Below are 21,471 nucleotides of genomic sequence, written 5' to 3'. Positions count from 1 at the left end.
GGGGAAAATAGATTAAATTAACAAAAAAGAGCATCTAGAGGGTTTTTAACGTTCTTCAAGTTTGAAAGGAGTAATTGGCTCGTCGTGTGGGGCGGAAATCCCACAGAGTATCTTTATTTACGTTTAAGGATTATATCTGGAATAGCTGAGAAGCGTTTTTGACGGTTACGCTGAAAAGTCCAAGTTGACCTAGAAGGTTAAATGTGTTTGAAAGTCGCCTTGGCGAAGTCCAAATAACCGTCAAAATTTCGGAATGCAAGGGCTTGAGGGTGGAGATTTTTTGAATGTCTTTATCAAAAAATACTACCCATCCCTTGCGTGGAGAAAAGCCCTTATATAGAGAGTGAGAGTATAAGACCTATTAAAAGTTTAATAAAAATTGTTATATCAATAGTTTTGGAGATTTAGCACCGTATCAAAGAAAATACCGTATGATTTTTTGAAATCATACGGTATAACGAATGTAAATTGATATTTGATTAATTAACCAACTAACTCATTTTTCACTTGTTCATATGCTTGCCAAATCATTGTAGCATCTGTCGTAGATTGTGAAGCGAGTTGTTCAGCTGTTTCTTGTAAAGATTGTGTATCATGTCCTGCAAGCTTCATCATGACTTGTTGTTTAAATTGTTCTACATAAGTTTCCATACGTAATTCCTCCTCTATTGAATCATTTATTCATAGTGGCAGAATTACGTATCGTTCGTAGTACAGCACAAAAAAACAGTGGAATGATTTAGACATCTCCATCGGTTTTTCGTCGTACTGTGAGTATGTGATCCATATTGTGTTCGCATACTCAAACACCTCCTATCCGCGTAGGTTTTTGGTTGTACTCGAAGATTGGCAGGTCTCCTGGCTCGTATTCAACGTACTTTTCACCTTCCCATCTCATAAGACAGTGGTTTATCGAAAAGCACTCCTACTTACAGTTGCGGGACAGCGACGGACTTTCACCGTTCTTCCCTTTTAAACAAGTGCCATACACTTGTACCAACTTCTATTATTCCGTTTGATTTTATTATACAAGAAAAGAAAACAGGGTGGGACAAAACATGTCATTTTCCTTTTTTAGCGTTCGCAACGAAAAACCGGAACCGTGCTACAGCGCGATTCCAGTTTTTCTTATGCTCATATAGGATGTGTTTTTTGCCCTTATGTCCCAGCCTGTTTTCACGTTCTATTTAAATTCTTTCGTATAATGCCAATATTCATCATCTCGTTGCATACCGATATCTTCATATAGTTTTTGAGCAGCTACATTATCTGGATGTGTCTCAAGCGTGATGTACGCTGCACCCATTTGTTCACAAAATACAAATGCTTCCTCCATCAAGGCCCTCGCCGCACCTAACTTTCGGTGAGACTCCTCAACGAATAAATCGTTTAAAATATATGCGCGTTTTAATGCAAGTGATGAAAAACTTGGATAGAGTTGCGTAAATCCAATTGCTTTTCCTTCATGTTCTGCATATAAAATGATGGCATCCTCGTTTGTTAAACGCTTTTTAATAAAAGTCACCACTTCTTGTTCTTCAAATTGGCGACCATAAAACTGTAAGTATCCTTGAAATAATGGCACAACCTTTTCTAGATCCGCTTTCGTTGCATATTGAATTTCCACATCATCCACCCCTTTTCCTTATTGTACCAAAATGCAGCTTTTTTAAAATAAAAAAGAACCGCAATATGCGATTCCCTTTCAACTTCTTAATTCGTAGACTTTCGTGTTGCTTTTAAGATTGAACGTACTGCTAAAACGAGACCTGCTGTAAAGGCGACAAAAATAATGGACGCTGTCATACAAAAACCTCCTTTGTCAAAAAAAGAACCGTATATGCACGATTCTTTCTGTTTTTAAACTTATTGTTGTTTTTCAATCCATAATGCAAACGCATCATTCGTTTCTGCTTGGCGTTCAACGTGTGCTGTTGGGTCATGTGTTTCTAACACTTCATTCACACCAACTGCTACAATATCATCATCTTTGACAATGATGGCACCGAAAGGCTTTCCACCATTCACTGTATTCTCATATGCTAGTTCAATTGTTTTTTGCATCCACTGTTCTTTTGTCATCTGTGTACCTCCGAATTTGCCTATTTTGCTCTCATATTATATGAAAAAAATATTTATTTAGACAATCGCTAGATGTTTACTTCGAATCACTTTTTAACGATAGAACAAATTAACCCATCACCGATTGGTAGTAGTACTGAAAATAGATGTGGGTGCTGTGCTACATATTCATTATATTCACGCATAATACGTGTACGTTCTTGTAAATGTTCAGGTAAAGAATCTTTAACCGTTTCGTCTGCTACGCCACCTAGCACCAACACGTTATCCATAACAATAACTGCACCATCTTCTGCAATGTCTACGCAAGCATCTAAATAATGTTTATAACGCTCTTTATCCGCATCAATAAGGAAGAAATCGAATGTTTCTTGGTCTTCTTTTAACTGCTTCAAAGATGTTAACGCATCTCCAATACGATAGTCTACAACTTCACCATATCCTGCGCGCATGAGGTTTTCTTTCGCTAGTTTCGCATATTCTGGCTCTAATTCTAATGATAGAAGTGTGCCACCTTCTGCTAAACCTCGCGCAATACAGAGCCCACTATAGCCACCTAGAGCACCTATTTCTAATGCTTTTTTAGATTGCTTTAATGTCGCAAGAAGCGTCAGCCATTTTCCTGTCGCATTTGAAACCGAGATATTTTTCATACCATGCTCTTCAATTGTTTTTAAAATATGTTGTAAATGCTCATCTTCATTTCCAAAGTACCTATCTGCGTATTTATTTACTTGTTCCATCATTCGTTTTCCCCCTCCTCTATTTCAGAGCGTTCCACTTGAAAAACATTTTTAAACTCCTCAATAATCATTTCAACCGCTTTCAATTCGCCCTCAATCACTGGACGACTACTCGCAAATTCTTCCCGCTGTAGTTGATCTTTTAATGTTTCTTGTTTCACATAGAGCATCTCCAAAAAGCCAAGTGCGCGTTTACGACGAAATGTTTGCGTACGTTGTTCTTCTCCACCATGATGATCTCGATCATTTGGTTTTTCTCCCCGACGATATTCTCGCATTTTCATCTTTGAATAACCCCTTTCTAAAATTGAAAGTGTTGTTCTTTACTTATTCAATCGACACGTCCACACCGTATTGGCGCATGTTCAATGTACGGGCGATGCCTTGTGAAGCAAAGTTATCCCATGTTGTGCTGTAGAGTGCGACGCGTCCTTGGCGTTGCACATCTCTTGCCCACGCTTGTGCCACTGCTGCGCCGTACCCTTTTCCTCTTGATTTAGGATGTGTGTAGACGCTTGCTTCAGCTGCTACTGCACTTTGTCTAGCTGTACAACAAATCGATGCAATGCGGTCTAACTCCATGACTACATAACAGGGTTGCTTCATATCAAAATTCATATAAGTGAATAGGAAATCGTCTTTTAATAGCTCTTTATGTTGCTCCGTTACGTGTAAAACCTTAGGCGAGATTTCTTCAATTGTAGGGAACACATAGGTTGGTCCCATACGGAATTCATGTAAATCTGCGCGATTCATTAGCTGATGAATTAAATCAACGAGTAAATCTTCATCTGCATCTTGAATCGTATTTTCTAAACGCTTTTTAAATACTTCATCTACTCGCGACGAAAAGCGCATCTGCTTCCCATCTCTTGTTACACCAATATGAACTGTCGGTGCTGGTTCAAATGGTGGTTCATTCATTACCGTTAATGCGCCTGCTTCATTTTGTTGGTACAGTACATCTAAATGTAACTGCATTAAATCTTCATCACGCACGTTCATCACTCCCTTTTGGATTTATGAAATGGCTTGTTTAATATGCGCTAAATGGTGATTGCCATGCCATGCATATAAACCAATAGCTTGCTTTACTTGAATCGCTTCTCCATTTGGATAGACGAATTTCTTTTGCAATTGTTCTTCCGTCAATGAGCGTAAAAAGTGTAACCAGCGTTGATGAAGCGAAGCAATTAATTGTAATGATACTTCCACAGGTAATGTATAGTCTGCTAACTCAGCCCATAACTGTTCTTCATATGTTGAAATCGTCGGATTATTTTCTGTCACCGCTAGCTTCATACGAATATAACTATTCATATGACTATCCGCAATATGATGCACCACTTGCTTTACCGTCCAACTACCCTCACGATATGTTTTTTGTAATTGATCCTCTTCTAAATGCATAACCGTTTGATTTAATAAACGTGGTAGTGCTTCAATCTCGTATAGCCAAGCTGTTAATTTCGCACCGTCCACTTCTTCTGGTACATCAAAGCGACCAATCGGATAACGTTCATCCATACTTTCTCATCCCCTTTGTATAAAATAAAAAGTACGTCCTATTTATATAGTAACGTACTTTTCAAATATATTTCCATTCACAAAGGAAAAACTTTTTCTAATGATGGTGTCCTCCACCGCCATTTGAAGATGGTGTATTCGATTGTAATGCATCTGTATCTTTTTTCGATAGTTTCCCAACTAATAAACGTTGTGTTGGTGAGATGGTTTCTGTTTTTGTTCCTGCGTGAATCTGTACATAGTATAGTCCAGGTTTTTTAAAGTCGAATGGGAACGTAAATGTCCCGTCTTTCTCCTCTAAAGCGGCTGTCATATCTAATGTCACCGAGCGATCTACATTCCAAATCGAGATATGTGTAAACTGAAGATCTTTCGCAGATTGACCATCTTGTAATAGTTTAAAGTGAATCGTATGCTCTCCCTCTTTTTCATACGCTTCTTTCGATAAAAATTGAACTTCTAACGGTTGTTCTTTTTTATATAGTGTATTTGCATCGGAACGTGTTTCACAGCCTGCTAGCACGAAAATCAATGCGAAAACGACTACATACATGAGTTTTGATTTTATCATTTCGTGCCTCCTATGCATTAAAGAATTTTTTCAGTTTTGCTACGCGACGAATTACTAAAAAGTCGAGTAAGAAAATCACAATAAGTGATAAACCAACTAATGGGAAGATGATTCCTAATACGACTAATAGGATGTAAAAACCATAGGCATGACGTGCGCTACCTGATTTTGGTGCACCTAATTGATGGCTCGGTTTTCGTTTCCACCATAAATAAATACCGCTACATACTACTAACACAATGCCAATACAGATAAGCACACTAATTAATTGATTGATAAGTCCAAACTGTGTTCCTTTATGAAGTGTAATACCGAGTGCAATCGCCTTACCCATCCAACCATAGTTGTCATAACGATAATCAGTTAATACCGCACCTGTATACTGATCTAAATGCATTGTTACTTCATCTTGTGCTTTATTCGGGAAAGCAGAGATTGTGTACACACCTTCTGCTGTTTGCGGTATGACAATTTTATAGCCTTCTGGTACACCACGTTTTTCAGCATTTTCTTCAATCGTTGTAAGTGATACACGTTCATAATTTGGAATTACGGTTGACTTAGGAACTTCTAATGTTTCTGCTGCCCACGGTACTTTTGTTAAATCTTTCGTCTGTGTCACAGAATCAGGGGGATTACCTGTCCAAATACTTGGTGGATACCCCTGTCCTGTGTTCGTTACGATGGATTGGAAGTTTGTACCCCAAAAGCCCGACCACGGTAACCCTGTTGCGATTAAAAAGGCAATACCTGCTGTTAACCAAACGGCTGGAACTGCATGCAAGTCGCGACGCAATGCACGTCCACCTTTATTAAAACGAATAAGGAATGTACCGCCTTTTTCTTTTTTTGATTTACGAGGGAACCATAAATAAACCCCTGTAATGATTAAAACAATGACCCAACAAGTTACGAGTTCAACCAGACGGTCACCCCATGTTCCCACCATTAATTCACCATGTAATTCTTCAATTCGATCCATAATACGATCATGGTTATCTAATTTTTTAATCACTTCACCATTGTAAGGATTTAAAAAGACTGTATACGTGGCATCACCTTCTGCCAAACCGACTTCGCTTGAACGTGTAGGCGAACTACTTGGTTTGAAAGATGTGACTGTTCCTTCTGGGTATTGTTTTTGGACGACAGCTACCTGTGCATCTGCATCCATCTTTGTACTTTCTTCTTTCACTTCATAATACGAATGATAAAGTGCTTGTTCAATCTGTGGTTTAAATAAATATGTACCGCCTGTAATCGCTAAAACAATTAAGAAAGGCGCAACAAAAATTCCTGCGTAAAAATGCCATCGCCAAATTGTTTTATACAGTTCTGTTGTCTTCTTTTTCATTCATGTAATCTTCCTTCCTTTTTTCGATTTGTTTAATATACCAAGAAAATGTGAAATAACAATGAAACAATGTATTTAAATGAGGGGGATTTTTTTGTGAAAAGAATGATGACAACAATTATTTGTACAAGCCTATTTTTAACAGCTTGTAGTAGTGAAAAAGAGAGCGAGAAATCTTCAGAAAATACTACCTTTAAAAAAGCCGTGGAACAAGGAAAGCTCGCTTTAGCAAAAGGTGATGTGGAAGATGCTTTGGCATCATTTGAACTCGCAGAAAATGAAAATCCACAAGATGCCAATACGAAAAAATATGTAGAACAGCTACAACAAGTGAACCATGTGGATGACTTAATAGAGGAAAAAGAATATGAATGTCAAAAAAGCCAATCAAACGATGGAGAAATATACGCTATTTTCCCTTGTCCAAAAAGAATTATCTGATTTAAAGAAAACAGCTGAATCAAAACAAAAGGAAATAAAAAAAGAAACGACCAAAACAAATACAACACCTAAAACCCAAACAACCACAACACAAACGACACCTCAAAAAGAGAATCTATATGCGAGTTACATGAATAAGGCAACTCTCATCGGGCAGAATTTCGATAAAATAGCATACGCAATAGACGGTGAACGTCAAGATAGCTTTGACCCTATGTTAAAAGCGTTTGATACAAGTTATAAGCAGTGGGATGCTCTATTAAATGAAATTTATGGCACATTAAAATCGCGTCTATCTTCATCCGAATTCACTGTGCTACGTGATGTACAGCGCAATTGGATTAAAGAACGTGATCATAATGCTGGTAGCGCATCTGCCTATAGCGAATATGCACCAGAGATTGCCTATACAGAATCTTTAGCTGCTTCAACAAGAGAACGCTGTTATGCACTTCTTGAACAATACCGCGAAACATTACGCTAACCAATCACAAGCCACTTCAAACAATCTAAAGTGGCTCTTTTTTATGAAAACGCTTCGAATAAGAATAAATTGTGACAACCGTAAAAAACACTTCCATTTTTCTAAAAATCATGTAGAATAACTTATAACAAGTTTTGTTATATAACAACAATAACTTGTAATATAACAAAGAACGGAGAATGACCATGTGGGTTGTAACAATTTTCAATAATATTCATGATATTCGTATGTTTGAGTACACAAATAAGGATGCTGCTACAGAAAAGCTAAAAGGATGCAACAACGCTATTTTATCTTATACAAAATAAAATCATGAGGTTAAAAAAATGAATCAAATGCTTTATGAACCCTTACCTTCTGTCTCTCACAATTAGATAGAAGGTCTTTTTTTCGTTTGAATGCATAGAAGTAAAACGTAAAACACATACATTTCATACCATTACAGTTCTATTCTCTTTTACAGTAAAAAATAATATATGGATGAAATTGGATAAAAAAACATATATGATTGAACTAGTAATTATAGAAAGGACTTTTTAACATGAAAAAATTCGTTATATTTTTAGGCATTGTGATTTTAATTGGGCTATCTATTTTTGGATACATCGAAACTAAAAAGTATCTGGTTAAAAATGATGTTCATACATATCTATTAAAGGAAAAAAATATAAAAGAAGCTGACATTGAAGTATTAGATCCATTCGTAGCTAACTTAGACGGAGATAAAAATTGGCTAGTTTATGTAAAAATCAAAAATGATCCTAAAAAATATTACTATTATAAAAACAGTGATACAGACCGTATTCTTTTAGAATCGGCTGAGTAAGAATAAGGAGACAATAAATTGAAAATCATCGGTCTTTTAATACTAGGTATACTATTAAGCTTATTTTTAGTCACATTTTTAGAGGATATCGGCTTACTAATGCTTGCTGGGTTAGGCCTTGGTAGTTTATTTGTCATTATCTATCAATTAGAAAGAAACTACAAAAATAACCAATAGAAAAACGATTTAGTCGAAGCTGACTAAATCGTTTTTCTATTATTCCTCTTTAAATAATTCTTCTAACATCTTTTCACGATTTCTCAAAAAGTATGTGGAGATTTGTACATGTGATGTTTCTTCATAAGCTACTTCATGAATTGTTTCATCAAATTCATAAATTTTTGCGTTGGGGTATCCCAGTAAAATTGGTGAATGTGTCGCTATAATAAATTGTACATTCTGTTCTTTCTCTAGATCATGTAAAATCCGCAGTAATGTCAGCTGCTTTGCTGGAGACAATGCAGCTTCAGGCTCGTCCAATAAATAGATTGCCTTTTCACGAAAACGATGTTGAAAGAGAGACAAAAAAGATTCGCCATGCGATTGGTGATGCAATGACTTTCCCCCGTAAGATTTAAAACCATCCTCATCCACTTCGTCAATGTGAGATGCAAATTGATAAAATGTTTCCGCTCTTAAAAAGAAACCATCTATCACTTTGGGCATCCAAGATAGACGTAAGTAATCACCTAAATGTGATTCACTCGCATGTACATTATAAGCTCTTACATTTTGTCGACTTCCTCCAGCTGTATGAAAGCCAATTTGATCGGCAATAGCTTCAAGTAAAGTTGATTTACCTGAACCATTCTCACCTACAAAAAACGTAACAGTTTGATTAAGCGATAAAGTATCTAAATGGTGAATCGTCGGAATCGAGAACGGATATACAGAAAAATCTTGTACTTCTTCTCTCTTTAAACGACAGCTTTTTAAAAACATCACATGACTCCCTCTTCTTATTTCATCGGAACCCAACCCGGGCGACTTTTAATAATTTCAAACATCGTCGTTGGTAAAACAGGTGGATTTTTCGTATCAAGTGCTGTTTCCACTTGTTCACCACGTTGAATTTTCTCTACCCAATGTGGTTCAATTAATAATTCACGACCAATTGCGAGTAAGTCTGCACCGATATGTGATGCATTCTCTAAATCTTTTTTACTGTAAATTGAACCTACTGCAATTAGCGGTAGTCTGCCTGCGATTGTTTCTTGAAGTGCTTCTACACGTGTAGTCGCTGTACCACTATAGCGACGTGGCTCTGAATCAAACTGCATTTGTGAGACATGTAAGTAGTTAAGTGGTTGGTCTGCTAGAACATCTACTAATTCTAGTGTCTGATCCATTGTAATACCATCTTCTTCAGGCTCTTCTGGAGAGAAGCGGTAACCAACGATAAATGCGTCATTTGCATATTTTTCTTTTGCTTGTTGTACAGCTTGTACGACTTCTAAAATAAATTTCATACGGTCTTCACCATACACATCTGTACGCTTATTCGTGAAGCCACTGAAGAATTGTTGTAATAGGTATGTGTTTGCACCATGAATTTCGACACCATCAAAGCCTGCTTCAATTGCACGTCTTGTCGCTTCATGGAAGTCACGTACAATTTGTTGTACTTCTTCTGTCGTTAAAGCACGTGGTGTTGGCTGTCCATCAGTTGTAATATCGGTTGCACCGACCACTTCTGGTACTTCATTCGCTGGACTTTGACGACCTGCGTGGAAAATTTGCAAAATCGCCTTCGCGCCTCCGCTTTGAATCGTTTTCGCAATACGACGTAAACTCTCCACATAACGATCATCATGTGCTGAAATCTGTCCTGGGAATCCCTTACCACTCTCTGATACATAGGCAACAGCTGTAATAACTGCACTTACGCCGCCTGAACGTTCTTTATAATAAGCAATCTCCTCATCTGACACAGTACCATCTGGATTACCAGAATACGTTGTCATTGGTGCCATAACGAGACGATTTTTTAATCTCACTTCATTATTTAACGTAATTGGTTCAAAAGCATTCATACAAAAATTCCCTCCTCATCATTATGTAAAAATTATGACCTTGTTCAAAATAAATTTCAAAAAATATGCTTATCATTTTAGTTGGGATTATGAATGGCTACAGCGTCAACTCCAAAAACACATAAGGGTCTTGTCTCACTTCTCGCCCTACTTTCACATCTAATGCCTGTTGAAAACAGGGTCCATCGATAACTGTCGTATGAAATTCACCCTGTTCACCACATGGGTCAATTCCTCGCTCAATCAATTCATTCATAAACTCAATCGACAACTCACGCCCTAAATCCGATGCCTTCATTCCGAGTGACTCATTTATCGTGACAATAATGGCTCGATATCCTCTTTCTACAACCTCTTTTACAATCGATGTACGTTCTTCTTGCCATAATGGCATAGCGAGCTGCAATCCTGCTCGCGCTGCCACTTGTTCATGCCAGAGACCATGCTCTAGTAAATCTATATCTCCTGTCACAAGTGCTTCTGCCCCTGCTTCTTTTGCTGTTTTTAACGCTTCTACAAAAGCTTCCTCGTAAGTTGCCCAACTCGCTGATACTTCAAAAACAGGAAGACCTATTGCTTTTGCCTGCGCGCGCACAAGCTCTGAACCTGTCGCATGTGAACGTGAACGCTCTCCTTGTTCCTCCATCATAACGAGTAAGCCTATTACTTCTCCTTGCTTCATCGCCCATTCAAGTGCGAGTGTACTATCCTTACCACCACTATAAGACACGATACTCTTTTTGTTAGCGGCATTCTGTTTCCATGTATTCATATACTTCATTCCTTTGGTAATGTAATCGTAAAGCAGCTTCCCACATTCACTGTACTCGTTACTTGAATCGTTCCACCATGTTGCTCAACAATCTCTTTTGCAATCGCTAACCCAAGCCCCTCACCACCAGAAGAACGCGCGCGGTCTGTATCAACACGATAAAATCGTCTAAAGATATAAGGTAACTTCTCCTGTTCAATTCCTCTACCTTCATCAATCACTTCAAGCTTTGTGCCATATGTTTTAATCGTAACCTTCGAACCGTCGTCACTATAACGAATGGCATTTTGCACGAGATTCATGACTACTTGTTGCATCTTCATAACATCCATCTGTTGTGATTGTGCTGACTGTAGTACATAATTCATCTCACGTTTCTCTCCTAGCACTTCTAAAACAGGCATTAAATCTTCTACTAACTCATTAAAACTAATCATTTCCAACTGTAAGGGTTCTTGGCGATCTAAACGTGATAATTGTAGTAGTCTCTCAATTAAAGCACTCATTCTTTCTGTTTGAAGATGAATTTGCGTAACAGAATCTTCTACTTGTTGTACATTTTCAAAATTCGAACGAAGAAGCACCTCTGTAAAACCACGAATCGATGTAAGTGGCGTTTTTAATTCATGTGACGCGTCGGAGACAAACTGCTCTAATACTTTCTTCGTCTCCTTCTCTTTTTCAAAGGCTTGCTGTACACGTTGTTGCATCTTTTGAATTGCACTTTCTAACTGTTCAACTTCAATTGGCGCCTGTTCAACTGCGACTGCTTTTCCCATTTGATCGACTGTTAATTCACGCACTTGCTCAGATAATTCGTCTAATGGGCGCAATGTACGACGTAAGATTTTCTGATATAGCCAAAAAACAATCGTAAAAATAATCGCAACAACGATTGTATAAATAATTAATTGTGTGAACATAATTTCATTTTCTTCATGTGTTGGGAAAGAAACTTTAAGTGTTTGACCTGCCACATCTCGTTCAATTGTACGTGATGTGACTTTATCATCGTCATCTCCACGAAATGAACGAATTACTTCTCCATCCCATTCAATACGAGCATTTAAAAATTGTTTTTCGAGTAACTCACGTGATTCAGGTGTTAATTCGCCACCTCGTACATTTAATTGTTTACTCGCCATTTTCACATTATCTTGTTGTTGGTATTCTACAGAATATTTAAAAATCCCAATTTGTAAAATACCGAGTATCACATATAAAATAGCAAAAATAATCGATGTTCGAACAAGTAATTGTTTTTTCATTCGGTCACATCCAATTTATAACCGAAGCCCCTCAATGTTTGAATCACTTGATGTTCAGGGTCTTGTAGCTTTTGACGAAGCGTTTTTATATACGCTTCAACGACGTTCTCATTCCCGTAATAATCGTACCCCCATACAGCATTCAAAATCGCTTCTTTTGATAGCACTTTGTTTTTATGTTGAATAAAATAGCGTAATAATTTGTACTCGGTACGCGTTAATGTGAGTATCTCTCCTTGATACGTGATTTGTTTTTGTTCATCATCAATTGAAAAAATACCTGTTGGTTGTTCTTCATATTGTGGTGTATTGCGCAGTCGTGCTTGTACACGCGCAATCAGTTCTTCAAAGCTAAATGGTTTTACCATATAATCATCTGCACCTGCATTTAACCCCGTTACACGGTCGGTCACTTCTCCTTTTGCAGAAAGTAAAATAACTTGGCAGTTTATATATTTTTTCAAACTACGACATACTTCATACCCATCCATACCAGGCATCATAATATCAACAATGGCAACATCTGGTTTCCATTTCTCTGCTAATTGAATGCCTGTCACTCCTTCAGAAGCAGTGATTACTTCATATCCTTCAGCTTCAAGCCCCATCTTCAAAAATTGTGTAATACTTTCCTCATCATCAATGGCTAAAATTCGTGTCATATCCCCATTCTCCTTTTTTCAGCTAATTTTCAGCTACCCTTCATTTGAAATACAGCATCCTTTTCTATACTTGGTTTAACAGAAAGGATGATTCGTATGAATGCTAAATGGCTATCATTTCTTATATTTCTTTTACCACTTCCATTAATCTTTTGGCAAATTACAACACAAGATCATGGATTCGCTTTTTGGAACGTTGTCACCGTATCATTCGGTGCAATCGCATATAGTTACCTGTGCTTCATCTTATTCTTAGGTACACGTCCAAGATGGATTAAATATGAAGTAGCACAAAAATTCCATCGTGTTTTACCAATTCTTGCAATCGCAGCGATTCTTCTTCATAGCCAAACAGAAGACTTTGTAAATAATCCACATGGTTTACATGGTGCTGGTGGCTATGGTGAACTATCACAAAATGTATTTCTAATCATGGGTGGATTGAGTATCTTATTCTTAGCAACAAAATGGTTACGTTATACACCTTCTATTGTACAGAAATTCATGAAGATGTTCTCCTTTATCCATTATGACTGGATGAAGTGGGTACATCACTTACAAATCTTCGGGATTATCTTTATGGCTATTCACGTAATTCTAGTGAATATCGCTTACAATACACCGATGACAGCTGTCCCTTATATTGTGTACTTCGGAGTGGCACTTGTATTCTATATCCCATTCCTACTAAAAAAATTCGCAAGACGCAATGCAACCGTAGCATCTGTTACAGCTTTAAGCTCTGTAATGTATGAATTAAAACTACACATGAACAGTAAAAAACATGCACAACTTGGACAAGCAGCATGGATTCGCATCAATGGTATGGAACATCCATTCACGATTGCAGATGTGAATGACGATGAAGTAACCATCATCTTTAAAAAGGTTGGACCATTTACAAAGAAAATGGCACAATTACAATCCGGAGATCGTCTATACATGACGAAGGGTTACGGAAAGCTACCGAAATTTGAAAAACCAACCATTTATATTGCTGGTGGTAGTGGTATTGCTGTAGCGATGAGTTATATTAAAGCTTGGTCTAAAAATCCAACACAACCATTCCATCTTTACTGGTCTGTTCGTAAAAGTGACGAGTTAGTATATGACCGTTATTTCCGTCAATTACAACAAACAATTCCAAAATTTTACTACACACCATACGTAACACAAGAAGGGGTATGTGAGCGATTAACATATAAAGAGTTAGAACAAAATCTTTATTTAGAACAAGCTCAATGCTTCATCTGTGCATCAGCTAAAGCTAGCTTCGCCTTTGAAAGAATGTTACACAAAGTACAAGCAGATGATGTACATGCTGAAAACTTCTAAAACACAAAAAAGGTTTCGACAAATGTCGAAACCTTTTTCTTATTTTGCATCTTTATTTGTATAGTCTATCGTAGAGGGTTCCGTTGCTTTAAAGCCTTCTGGTGTGTAGAAACGTAGTAAATCTCCATTTACAATCTTATCTGAGATACTTAATTTCTCTGACACTTCAGCTTTAATTTTTTCAGCTTCTGGAATTTGATCTTCGCTTAATAATTCCCCCGTTTTATTATCATAATATTTATCATCTACAAAGAAATAGTTAGGAGTAGCGAAACCACCGTTACGGAAAGCTACAATTTCTTTATGATCTTTTGATAATAAGTCTGTACCCAATTGTACATATTTCTGTGTATCAACACCTAAAAGATGTAATAACGTTGGTAAAAGGTCAATTTGACCACCGTATGTGTGATCAACGCCACCTTTCATACCTGGTACATGAATGAATAATGGTACACGTTGTAAATTCGTATTTTCATATGGTGTAATCTCTTTATCCATAATTTGAGCCATCGCTTTGTTATGGTTGCTTGAAATACCATAGTGGTCACCATATAGAACAACCATCGTGTTATCATCTAAGCCATCTTTCTTCATTTGTTGGAAGAATTGTTTCACTGACTCATCTAAATAACGTGCCGTTTGGAAGTAATCGTCTACACTTTGGTCACCTGTTTTTTCTTTGCCAATCGTCACAAGATCTTGATCCATTTTATATGGGAAGTGGTTCCCTACTGTAATCAATTTTGTATAGAATGGTTCAGGTAATTCTTTTAGATATGGTTCAGATTGTTTAAAGAATGGCTTATCTAATAAACCATACTCAGCCATATCTTTTGGTGAGCTTGTATCATAGAAGCTTGCATCATAGAAATGATCGAAACCGAATTGCTTATAAATCACATTACGGTTCCAGAAGCTTCCGTTATTCCCGTGGAATACTGCTGATGTGTAACCTTCACCTTTTAGAATATTCGGTGCAGCTTGGTACGTATTTTGACCTTTTGTAATGTAAGCTGAACCTTGTGGTAAGCCAAATAATGAGTTTTCTAACATGAACTCTGCATCTGATGTCTTTCCTTGCCCTGTTTGGTGGAAGAAGTTATCGAAATACAATGTCTCTTGGTCTTTCATTAACTTGTTTAAGAATGGTGTTACTTCCTCACCATCCACTTTGTAATTTAATAAGAATGTTTGGAACGACTCCAAATGTAAATAGATGACGTTCATATCTTTGGCAGCGCCAAAGTATTCTTTATTCGGTTTTGCATAGTTTGAACGTGTATAGTTCAATACATCCGTAATATCACTACTATCAGCTAGTACACGTTCTGAAGAAGCTTGAACCGTTTCATATGTGTCATACGCTGTGTAGTTATACATACCCAAGTATTTTACGATGTACGTGCGGTCGAAACCACGTGATAATAATTGTGGACGATCAATTTCAGCTAATGCTAAGTTTACAACTGAGAAACCGACTGATACAGCTAAAATTAATGTAGCATTTTTTAGCGTTCCACGTTTTTCATTCACTAACTTATGCGTTTTCTTTGAGAAACGTAAATACATTAATGCAAATACATCAATAAAGAATAGAATGTCATACCATTTTAATAACGATAGTACACTACCACCTAAATCACCAAAGTTTTGTGTTTGCGTTACAGTTGGCAACGTAATAAAATCACTGAAGAAGCGATAATATACAGCATTGGCAAATAATAAAATCGTCATCAATGTGTAGATCACAACAAGTGCAGTTAGTTTTCGTTTGTCTTTCTTAAAGAAGAAAGACAGACCGAGTAGTAACACAACAGCGCCTAGTGGATTAATAACAAGTAAAAATTGTTGCAACACACCTTTAACTTCCAAGTTAAATTGTGTGACTTGTACAATATATGTTTTAATCCATAGCACAAGTACGGCTACTAAATAAATCCCCGTAAAACGATTCATAGACGAGAATTTTTTATCTTTCAACATATTTTTTACACCTACTTCATAAAAATTAAGTTCATTTTCAATAAATCATAAGCTATAACGTTTTTGTTTGTGAAATGTTTCATAAAAGAACACTTAGCTTATTTTACAGTATTTTTCTTTGAAGTTCTAATATAAATAACTTGATTTTTACATTCACTTATTAAGTGTACACAAGTTTGGCGATTTATGTAAACTTTTATAGTCTTATTCTTATCGATTGTAACTTTTATGTAAAGAGGTCATACATCCTATTCTGTTGTTGTTTTATTGTTATTTTCCTTAAAAAAATAGAGGAGCACCAAATAAACACTTACACCTATTAGCATTTCCTTTGTCACAATTGAAATAATAAATGTGACCATACTTCCTTCATTAAAATGTGACGCCTTTGGTAAATATTTTTCTGTTCCGATATGTAAAGTCATTAAATAACTAGTTAACACAATCAATACGTATAAAGTAATACTCCCCAAGATGAGTAGAGGATTTTTTCGTTCGTTCACTTCTAGCCAAATGGCACTAAATAGTAAAAAGAATGGACTCATTACTAAGATAAACAAAGATACCATATCTATATTATAGTATGTACACCCAAGTACAATGCTAACTAAAACAATTTCTAATGCAATATAAAAGTAGAATCTACCACTGATGTTCAGCATCTCTTTCTCCTTAATTTAAACGAATACGTTTTCTATAATGTATTTTAACTATCACTTTATTATTACTTATAAAAAAATAAACATGTATATAACACTACCATTTTAACAAAGTTTGTAACATGGTATAAATTAACCCCACTTCAATAAATTCACGCTATATAAAAATACTTTTATTTCATTTTTATTCCTAAAAGAAAATATGTAATAGAAAGCATTCTAGAATCGATGCTAAAAGACTTAAACTGATTGTTTTTTTATATAAAAAGCCTTATTTTAAATTACTTTTTAAAAATATCTTTTCTTGCTTATTTTTGAGATGAGATAGTGCATATTGAAATTTGAGTAATGAATAGATTGCTTCTACTTTTGCTAAACTTACCTCCCCTTTTATTTAAATAAGTGTAAAGTGAATCGAAAAATCGCTAGAATTAGATTCAAGAGAAAACTCAAAAAACCTTGAATAATACCTTCCCAAATCACTTCACGAATTAGATTTTTTACATCTCGAAAAAAATGTCGAATTCGTCCTTCTTTTTTTCGCATAGAATCTTCCTTTTTTAGAGATAGTATAACAAAAAGCAGGTGCAAAAGAATATGCACCTGCTTCACTTAACTATTTGTATTCTTCAAATTGCTTGTCAATTTTAGCTTCTTCTTTTTCATCATAATGATCATATTTTTGAATTTCATGTAATAAACGCTTAAATTCATGAATGACTTTCTTCTCTTCATACCATTCCTTCATGCGATGTGACTTATCATCTTCTTTATTCGCTTCTAACTTTTCAAGTACTTCATCCAATTTCATTAACGTTTCCGCCATTTTATCAATCACTTTGTCCTTTTTCTCTTCATAGTTTGTCATATATAAAACACTCCTTCTAATTTAGTGTGTAAACCCATGTACATGTGGTTCATCATCATCGTGGAATAAGACACGTGCATGATTTAAATCTTCGATACACTGTAAGAAATCTTCTATTAAAGAGTCTGCTAGGTTTTGACCTAAATCGGCTCGACATACAAAACGTTGAATGACAATATCATCTAAATCGGCTGGTAATGGATATGCTGGAACTTGCCACCCCTTCATTTGAAGACGGTCAGCTAATTCATATAAATTCCAAGATACATCGGCATCTTCTTTCAACGTATAACAAACAATGGGCAGATTTTCGCCATCATTATACAATTTAAAGAGTCCTGTCTCTTCAATTGCTTTTGAGATATTCATGGCTGCTTTCTGTGAATGTTTATGAATCTCACGATACCCTTCATATCCTAAACGGTAGAAATTATAGAATTGGCCCACAACTTGACTCGCACTACGAGAGAAGTTAATCGCCATTGTTGGCATATTCCCTCCTAGATAGCTCACATCAAAAATTAATTCTTTTGGTAGATATTCTTGATTTCGCCATAAAATCCAGCCAACACCTGGATATACAAGCCCATATTTATGCCCAGATGTATTAATTGATACAACATTTTTCAATCTGAAATCCCATGCAAGATCAGGATCAACGAATGGTACAAACATTGCACCACTTGCACCGTCTACATGGATAACAAGCTGATGTTCATGTGTTTCGTTGTACTTTTCAACAAGTTGATCGAGCGCCTCAATATCATCAAACTTACCTGTGTACGTAATACCTAAGATACCCACAATTCCAATTGTGTACTCATCTACATAATCCATTACCTTATCTAAATTAATGCTTAAATGTTCTTCATCCATTGGTACTTCACGCATCTCAATATCCCAATAGACACAGAATTTTTCCCAACATACTTGATAACCTGAAGAAATCACAAGATTTGGTTTTTGTGCATTTAAATCGAGTCCGCGTTCACGTGCAAGATTTCGCCAACGAAACTTCATTGCCATACCGCCAAGCATACAAGCTTCACTTGAACCAACAGTAGACGTTCCCATCACTTCCTCGGCATCCGGTGCATTCCATAAATCAGCTAGTACATTCACACAACTCGTTTCTAAGCGTGCTACTTCTGGATATTCTGATTTATCAATTGCATTTTTCTCCATTGTTTCAGACATTAATTTTGTGACTTCTGGTTCCATATATGTTTGACAAAAAGTCGCTAAGTTTTGTCTTGCATTTCCTTCATCAATTAACTGATCCTTAATTAATTGATAGGCAATATGGGCACTAATTGGTTTTTTACGTAACTTTTTCAAAACAACGTCTTTACCTGATGCTAACGAACCATACAAAGGGCTTGCATCATCTGGTAAGTGTTTTTTCTTCATAAAAGAACCTCCTTTCTAATTCAACTCTTTAAATGCTTCTTCTTTTTGAACTTTAAACATTCTAGGTTCTGTTGATTGTAAAAGCTCATCGGTCATTTGTACTTTAGCAATCTGATAATTCTCATACGATGTGTAGTAATACGTAAGTGACGTGTTACACATCGTTCCGACATATTGAGAAAAATCTTCTCGGTCATCTGCTGTAACAACAATTCCTTTTGGAATACGAACTGTTGAAAGGATATGATAGGCATTCGATACGCCCTCTGTTTCGTTCTCAGCTTGTTTAATATGTTCTTTAAAGAATGCCGCTCGAACGAATCGCTCAGGAGGTGTATAACCACCAGGTAACCCCATCGTTCCCGTTCCCTGTGAGAAAGCTCTTGCTTCATATTCACCAAATTTCACAGGAGGATATTGTTTCGGACGCACATGTAAATAGTTATGCAAATTCGAAAAATGCCATTGAATATTCGGCGTATTTGTCATAACACCTACAGGATTCTCTGTAATTGTTAGATTTTCTGTTAGCGGTTCAATAACAACGCATCTTCCTGTACGATCTGTCACAATCCAATGCAGTGGTGTAATAATGTTAATAAGCGGTGCCGATTTTGCTACAAGATGTACTTGATGTAATTCTTTTTCTAACTCATCAATCGTTGCAAAACGTTCAATTGCCCATGTAATAAATTCATGTGGTGCTAAATTAATTGCTCCTTCCTTACTATCTTCTGCATAATAAGCTTCCCCTGGTAAATAAAGTTCAGCCATTGATAAGCCTTTTTCATTTACACCATCGGCAACAGTATAGAGACCTTCAATCTCTGTTCCTGCACCTAGTACGCCATACTTACCAACATACTCTGTTCCATCCACTACTGACTCAAATGAATGTTCTCTTGGTAAATAAACAGGTTGTGTATCGAGTTCAAACGAAAAGTCCATCGTGCGTGATAATAGATACTTACCATCTTTTGTTACAGTAAAAATACTTGTACACATATTTACACATCCTTTACTTGTTTATGTTTCATATAGAAATGGTAAAAAACAAATGGAATTGCAACAGTTATGATAAAGCCTGCAGTCAATGTCAAAATATAAGTGGACCCTTGAGTACCCTTCAATTCACTGGGTATGATGAAGGCTGAGACAATAGCTAAAATCGACAAAATCAAACCACTTGAAGCGACAATTATTTTTGAGATATGGCCTCCGGGAACATTATAAGAGCGTTCCAATCCTTTGTTTTTTGCTTTTAAAATTAATAAGAAGTAACTAATAAACAACATGACATAGGCAACTAAATAGATGATAACGGTTAAAGAAATCGCGGTTAAAAACGATACATTATTACCGCCACCACCAAATGTTAAGATAGCAGCCCATATGCTTACTAAAAGACCTTGCAAATAAATAAGGGGTACAGGAACTTCATTTTTATTCGTCTTTTTAAAATAAGCTGGCAACAAACCTTTTTGTGCTACAAAATGAAGTCCTTCAGTAGGACTAACAATCCATGAACTTACTTGTGCGAGTACACCAATTGTTAAAAGAATGGCTGCTACTTTTACGAAGATGCCTAGCTCAGGATGTCCTGTTAAAACAAGCGTTTCAAAAGCCTGTACAACTCCTGAATTCAAAGATAACTTGTCACTTGGTACAACCATTGATACAACACTACCACCAATGGTGCTTAGAACAACTCCTGCAATAACGAGATAAATCATAATTTTCGGGTAATTCTTCTTCGGATCATCAAGTTGTTTGATATGCGGTGCAGATGCCTCTACACCCATATATGCCAACATGAAAGATACAAGTGCCGCAAAGTCTGTTTGGTTTTTTGGGAAGAATCCATTCTTTGTAAAGGAACTCGCAATTTCGTGTCCATTATTAAAATATTGAATCGATAAAACGAGTAAAAGAACTACTGGAATAATAATCCCTACGAAAAAACCTACTTTTGCAAGACGTGCTGTTAGTTGCGTTCCTCTAAATTGTAAAAATGTACAAGCCCAGAAAATAAGTAAAACTGCGATAAATTTATAAACCGGATTTTGATTTATAGCATTAAAATCTAATGCATATGCTAATGCACCAATAATGAAGTAAATCATCGTTACAAATCCAACCGTAATTTGAAACCACTGAAAGAAAATAGCCGCAAATCCAAAACGTTCGCCCATCATACGACTAACCCAACTGAATAAACCACCGTCCTGATTTCCTTTTACCGTAGCTAGCTCTGCTGAGCAGAGCGCTACTGGTAAAAACCAAAAAATACCGCAAAGGAGTAAATAAAAGACAAGCATGACACCTGACTCAGCGAATGTTGGATATTCGTACACCGTTATAAATAACGATGCGGTCATCGCAAAGAACCCAAACTTTGATATACTGCGTTTTTGTGTCATTCCATTACTCCCGTCTGTTTAAATATAAGA

Annotated in this window: 25 protein-coding genes and 1 riboswitch; of the genes, 5 read left to right on the top strand and 20 right to left on the bottom strand. The window is 36.4% G+C overall.

Features of this window, described 5'->3' with window-relative positions:
- Positions 1-483: 483 nt before the first annotated feature.
- From ASO14_RS14915 to ASO14_RS00775, 9 genes are all read right to left on the bottom strand, one after another.
- On the bottom strand, positions 484-651 hold the full coding sequence (locus tag ASO14_RS14915) for a hypothetical protein (protein WP_156422319.1): 168 nt from the start codon (positions 649-651) through the stop codon (positions 484-486).
- 180 nt (positions 652-831) lie between these two features.
- A riboswitch (cobalamin riboswitch) is annotated at positions 832-1,016 on the bottom strand.
- Positions 1,017-1,183: 167 nt separating this feature from the next.
- Entirely contained in the window at positions 1,184-1,627 is a 444-nt protein-coding gene (locus ASO14_RS00810) for a GNAT family N-acetyltransferase (protein WP_068450326.1), read from the bottom strand.
- Between the two features lie 239 nt (positions 1,628-1,866).
- Entirely contained in the window at positions 1,867-2,082 is a 216-nt protein-coding gene (locus ASO14_RS00805; RefSeq protein WP_068450324.1) for a tRNA-specific adenosine deaminase, read from the bottom strand.
- An 86-nt stretch (positions 2,083-2,168) separates the two neighbouring features.
- Positions 2,169-2,825 carry an O-methyltransferase gene (locus tag ASO14_RS00800; RefSeq protein ID WP_068457177.1) on the bottom strand — a complete coding sequence of 219 codons (657 nt, stop codon included), beginning with the start codon at positions 2,823-2,825 and terminating at the stop codon, positions 2,169-2,171.
- Positions 2,825-3,109 carry a hypothetical protein gene (locus ASO14_RS00795; protein WP_068450322.1) on the bottom strand — a complete coding sequence of 95 codons (285 nt, stop codon included), beginning with the start codon at positions 3,107-3,109 and terminating at the stop codon, positions 2,825-2,827. Before ASO14_RS00795 ends, ASO14_RS00800 begins: the two co-directional genes overlap by 1 nt.
- Before the next feature lie 43 nt (positions 3,110-3,152).
- Entirely contained in the window at positions 3,153-3,824 is a 672-nt protein-coding gene (locus tag ASO14_RS00790) for a GNAT family N-acetyltransferase (RefSeq protein ID WP_068450321.1), read from the bottom strand.
- A 21-nt stretch (positions 3,825-3,845) separates the two neighbouring features.
- A complete protein-coding gene (locus ASO14_RS00785; protein WP_068450318.1) occupies positions 3,846-4,352 on the bottom strand; it encodes a YfiT family bacillithiol transferase in 507 nt (168 codons plus the stop codon).
- A 97-nt stretch (positions 4,353-4,449) separates the two neighbouring features.
- Positions 4,450-4,923, bottom strand: a complete 474-nt coding sequence (locus ASO14_RS00780; protein WP_068450317.1) for a FixH family protein — start codon at positions 4,921-4,923, stop codon at positions 4,450-4,452.
- 10 nt (positions 4,924-4,933) lie between these two features.
- Complete coding sequence (locus ASO14_RS00775) at positions 4,934-6,277, bottom strand: PepSY-associated TM helix domain-containing protein (protein WP_068450315.1); 1,344 nt, start codon at positions 6,275-6,277, stop codon at positions 4,934-4,936.
- A 96-nt stretch (positions 6,278-6,373) separates the two neighbouring features.
- Here ASO14_RS00775 and ASO14_RS00770 point away from each other — a divergent pair, with 96 nt between their 5' ends.
- From ASO14_RS00770 to ASO14_RS14910, 4 genes are all read left to right on the top strand, one after another.
- Positions 6,374-6,718: a hypothetical protein gene (locus tag ASO14_RS00770; protein WP_068450313.1), complete on the top strand. Its 345-nt coding sequence runs from the start codon at positions 6,374-6,376 to the stop codon at positions 6,716-6,718.
- Complete coding sequence (locus ASO14_RS00765; protein WP_082701319.1) at positions 6,645-7,202, top strand: lysozyme inhibitor LprI family protein; 558 nt, start codon at positions 6,645-6,647, stop codon at positions 7,200-7,202. Before ASO14_RS00770 ends, ASO14_RS00765 begins: the two co-directional genes overlap by 74 nt.
- A gap of 541 nt (positions 7,203-7,743) precedes the next feature.
- Positions 7,744-8,028, top strand: a complete 285-nt coding sequence (locus ASO14_RS00760; protein WP_068450310.1) for a DUF3139 domain-containing protein — start codon at positions 7,744-7,746, stop codon at positions 8,026-8,028.
- Between the two features lie 18 nt (positions 8,029-8,046).
- A complete protein-coding gene (locus tag ASO14_RS14910) occupies positions 8,047-8,205 on the top strand; it encodes a hypothetical protein (protein WP_156422317.1) in 159 nt (52 codons plus the stop codon).
- A gap of 39 nt (positions 8,206-8,244) precedes the next feature.
- Here ASO14_RS14910 and ASO14_RS00755 read toward each other — a convergent pair whose 3' ends face one another.
- From ASO14_RS00755 to ASO14_RS00735, 5 genes are all read right to left on the bottom strand, one after another.
- Positions 8,245-8,970, bottom strand: coding sequence for an AAA family ATPase (locus ASO14_RS00755; RefSeq protein ID WP_068450308.1), 726 nt, complete (start codon positions 8,968-8,970; stop codon positions 8,245-8,247).
- Between the two features lie 17 nt (positions 8,971-8,987).
- The gene (locus tag ASO14_RS00750; protein WP_068450306.1) at positions 8,988-10,061 is read right to left on the bottom strand and encodes an NADH-dependent flavin oxidoreductase; all 1,074 of its coding nucleotides are present in this window, start codon (positions 10,059-10,061) and stop codon (positions 8,988-8,990) included.
- 97 nt (positions 10,062-10,158) lie between these two features.
- Positions 10,159-10,833, bottom strand: coding sequence for a Dph6-related ATP pyrophosphatase (locus ASO14_RS00745; protein ID WP_068450303.1), 675 nt, complete (start codon positions 10,831-10,833; stop codon positions 10,159-10,161).
- A 5-nt stretch (positions 10,834-10,838) separates the two neighbouring features.
- A complete protein-coding gene (locus ASO14_RS00740) occupies positions 10,839-12,101 on the bottom strand; it encodes a sensor histidine kinase (protein WP_068450302.1) in 1,263 nt (420 codons plus the stop codon).
- Positions 12,098-12,763 carry a response regulator transcription factor gene (locus tag ASO14_RS00735; RefSeq protein WP_068450300.1) on the bottom strand — a complete coding sequence of 222 codons (666 nt, stop codon included), beginning with the start codon at positions 12,761-12,763 and terminating at the stop codon, positions 12,098-12,100. Before ASO14_RS00735 ends, ASO14_RS00740 begins: the two co-directional genes overlap by 4 nt.
- A gap of 96 nt (positions 12,764-12,859) precedes the next feature.
- Here ASO14_RS00735 and ASO14_RS00730 point away from each other — a divergent pair, with 96 nt between their 5' ends.
- Entirely contained in the window at positions 12,860-14,098 is a 1,239-nt protein-coding gene (locus ASO14_RS00730; RefSeq protein ID WP_068450298.1) for a ferric reductase-like transmembrane domain-containing protein, read from the top strand.
- Between the two features lie 39 nt (positions 14,099-14,137).
- Here ASO14_RS00730 and ASO14_RS00725 read toward each other — a convergent pair whose 3' ends face one another.
- The 6 genes from ASO14_RS00725 to ASO14_RS00700 form a co-directional block, all read right to left on the bottom strand.
- On the bottom strand, positions 14,138-16,084 hold the full coding sequence (locus ASO14_RS00725; RefSeq protein WP_068450296.1) for a lipoteichoic acid synthase: 1,947 nt from the start codon (positions 16,082-16,084) through the stop codon (positions 14,138-14,140).
- Positions 16,085-16,332: 248 nt separating this feature from the next.
- The gene (locus ASO14_RS00720) at positions 16,333-16,746 is read right to left on the bottom strand and encodes a hypothetical protein (protein ID WP_068450294.1); all 414 of its coding nucleotides are present in this window, start codon (positions 16,744-16,746) and stop codon (positions 16,333-16,335) included.
- Positions 16,747-17,359: 613 nt separating this feature from the next.
- Complete coding sequence (locus ASO14_RS00715; protein ID WP_068450293.1) at positions 17,360-17,611, bottom strand: hypothetical protein; 252 nt, start codon at positions 17,609-17,611, stop codon at positions 17,360-17,362.
- Positions 17,612-17,632: 21 nt separating this feature from the next.
- Positions 17,633-19,021, bottom strand: a complete 1,389-nt coding sequence (locus tag ASO14_RS00710) for a glutamate decarboxylase (protein WP_068450292.1) — start codon at positions 19,019-19,021, stop codon at positions 17,633-17,635.
- A gap of 15 nt (positions 19,022-19,036) precedes the next feature.
- Positions 19,037-20,026, bottom strand: a complete 990-nt coding sequence (locus tag ASO14_RS00705) for a choloylglycine hydrolase family protein (RefSeq protein WP_068450291.1) — start codon at positions 20,024-20,026, stop codon at positions 19,037-19,039.
- A 2-nt stretch (positions 20,027-20,028) separates the two neighbouring features.
- Positions 20,029-21,441, bottom strand: a complete 1,413-nt coding sequence (locus tag ASO14_RS00700; RefSeq protein WP_068450290.1) for an amino acid permease — start codon at positions 21,439-21,441, stop codon at positions 20,029-20,031.
- Positions 21,442-21,471 lie beyond the last annotated feature (30 nt).

Origin of the sequence: Kurthia sp. 11kri321, from assembly GCF_001534765.1 — a bacterium.
Classification (GTDB): Bacteria; Bacillota; Bacilli; order Bacillales_A; family Planococcaceae; genus Kurthia; species Kurthia gibsonii.
Note: the sequence above shows the minus strand (reverse complement) of the source record. Positions and strands in the feature narration are given on the sequence as shown.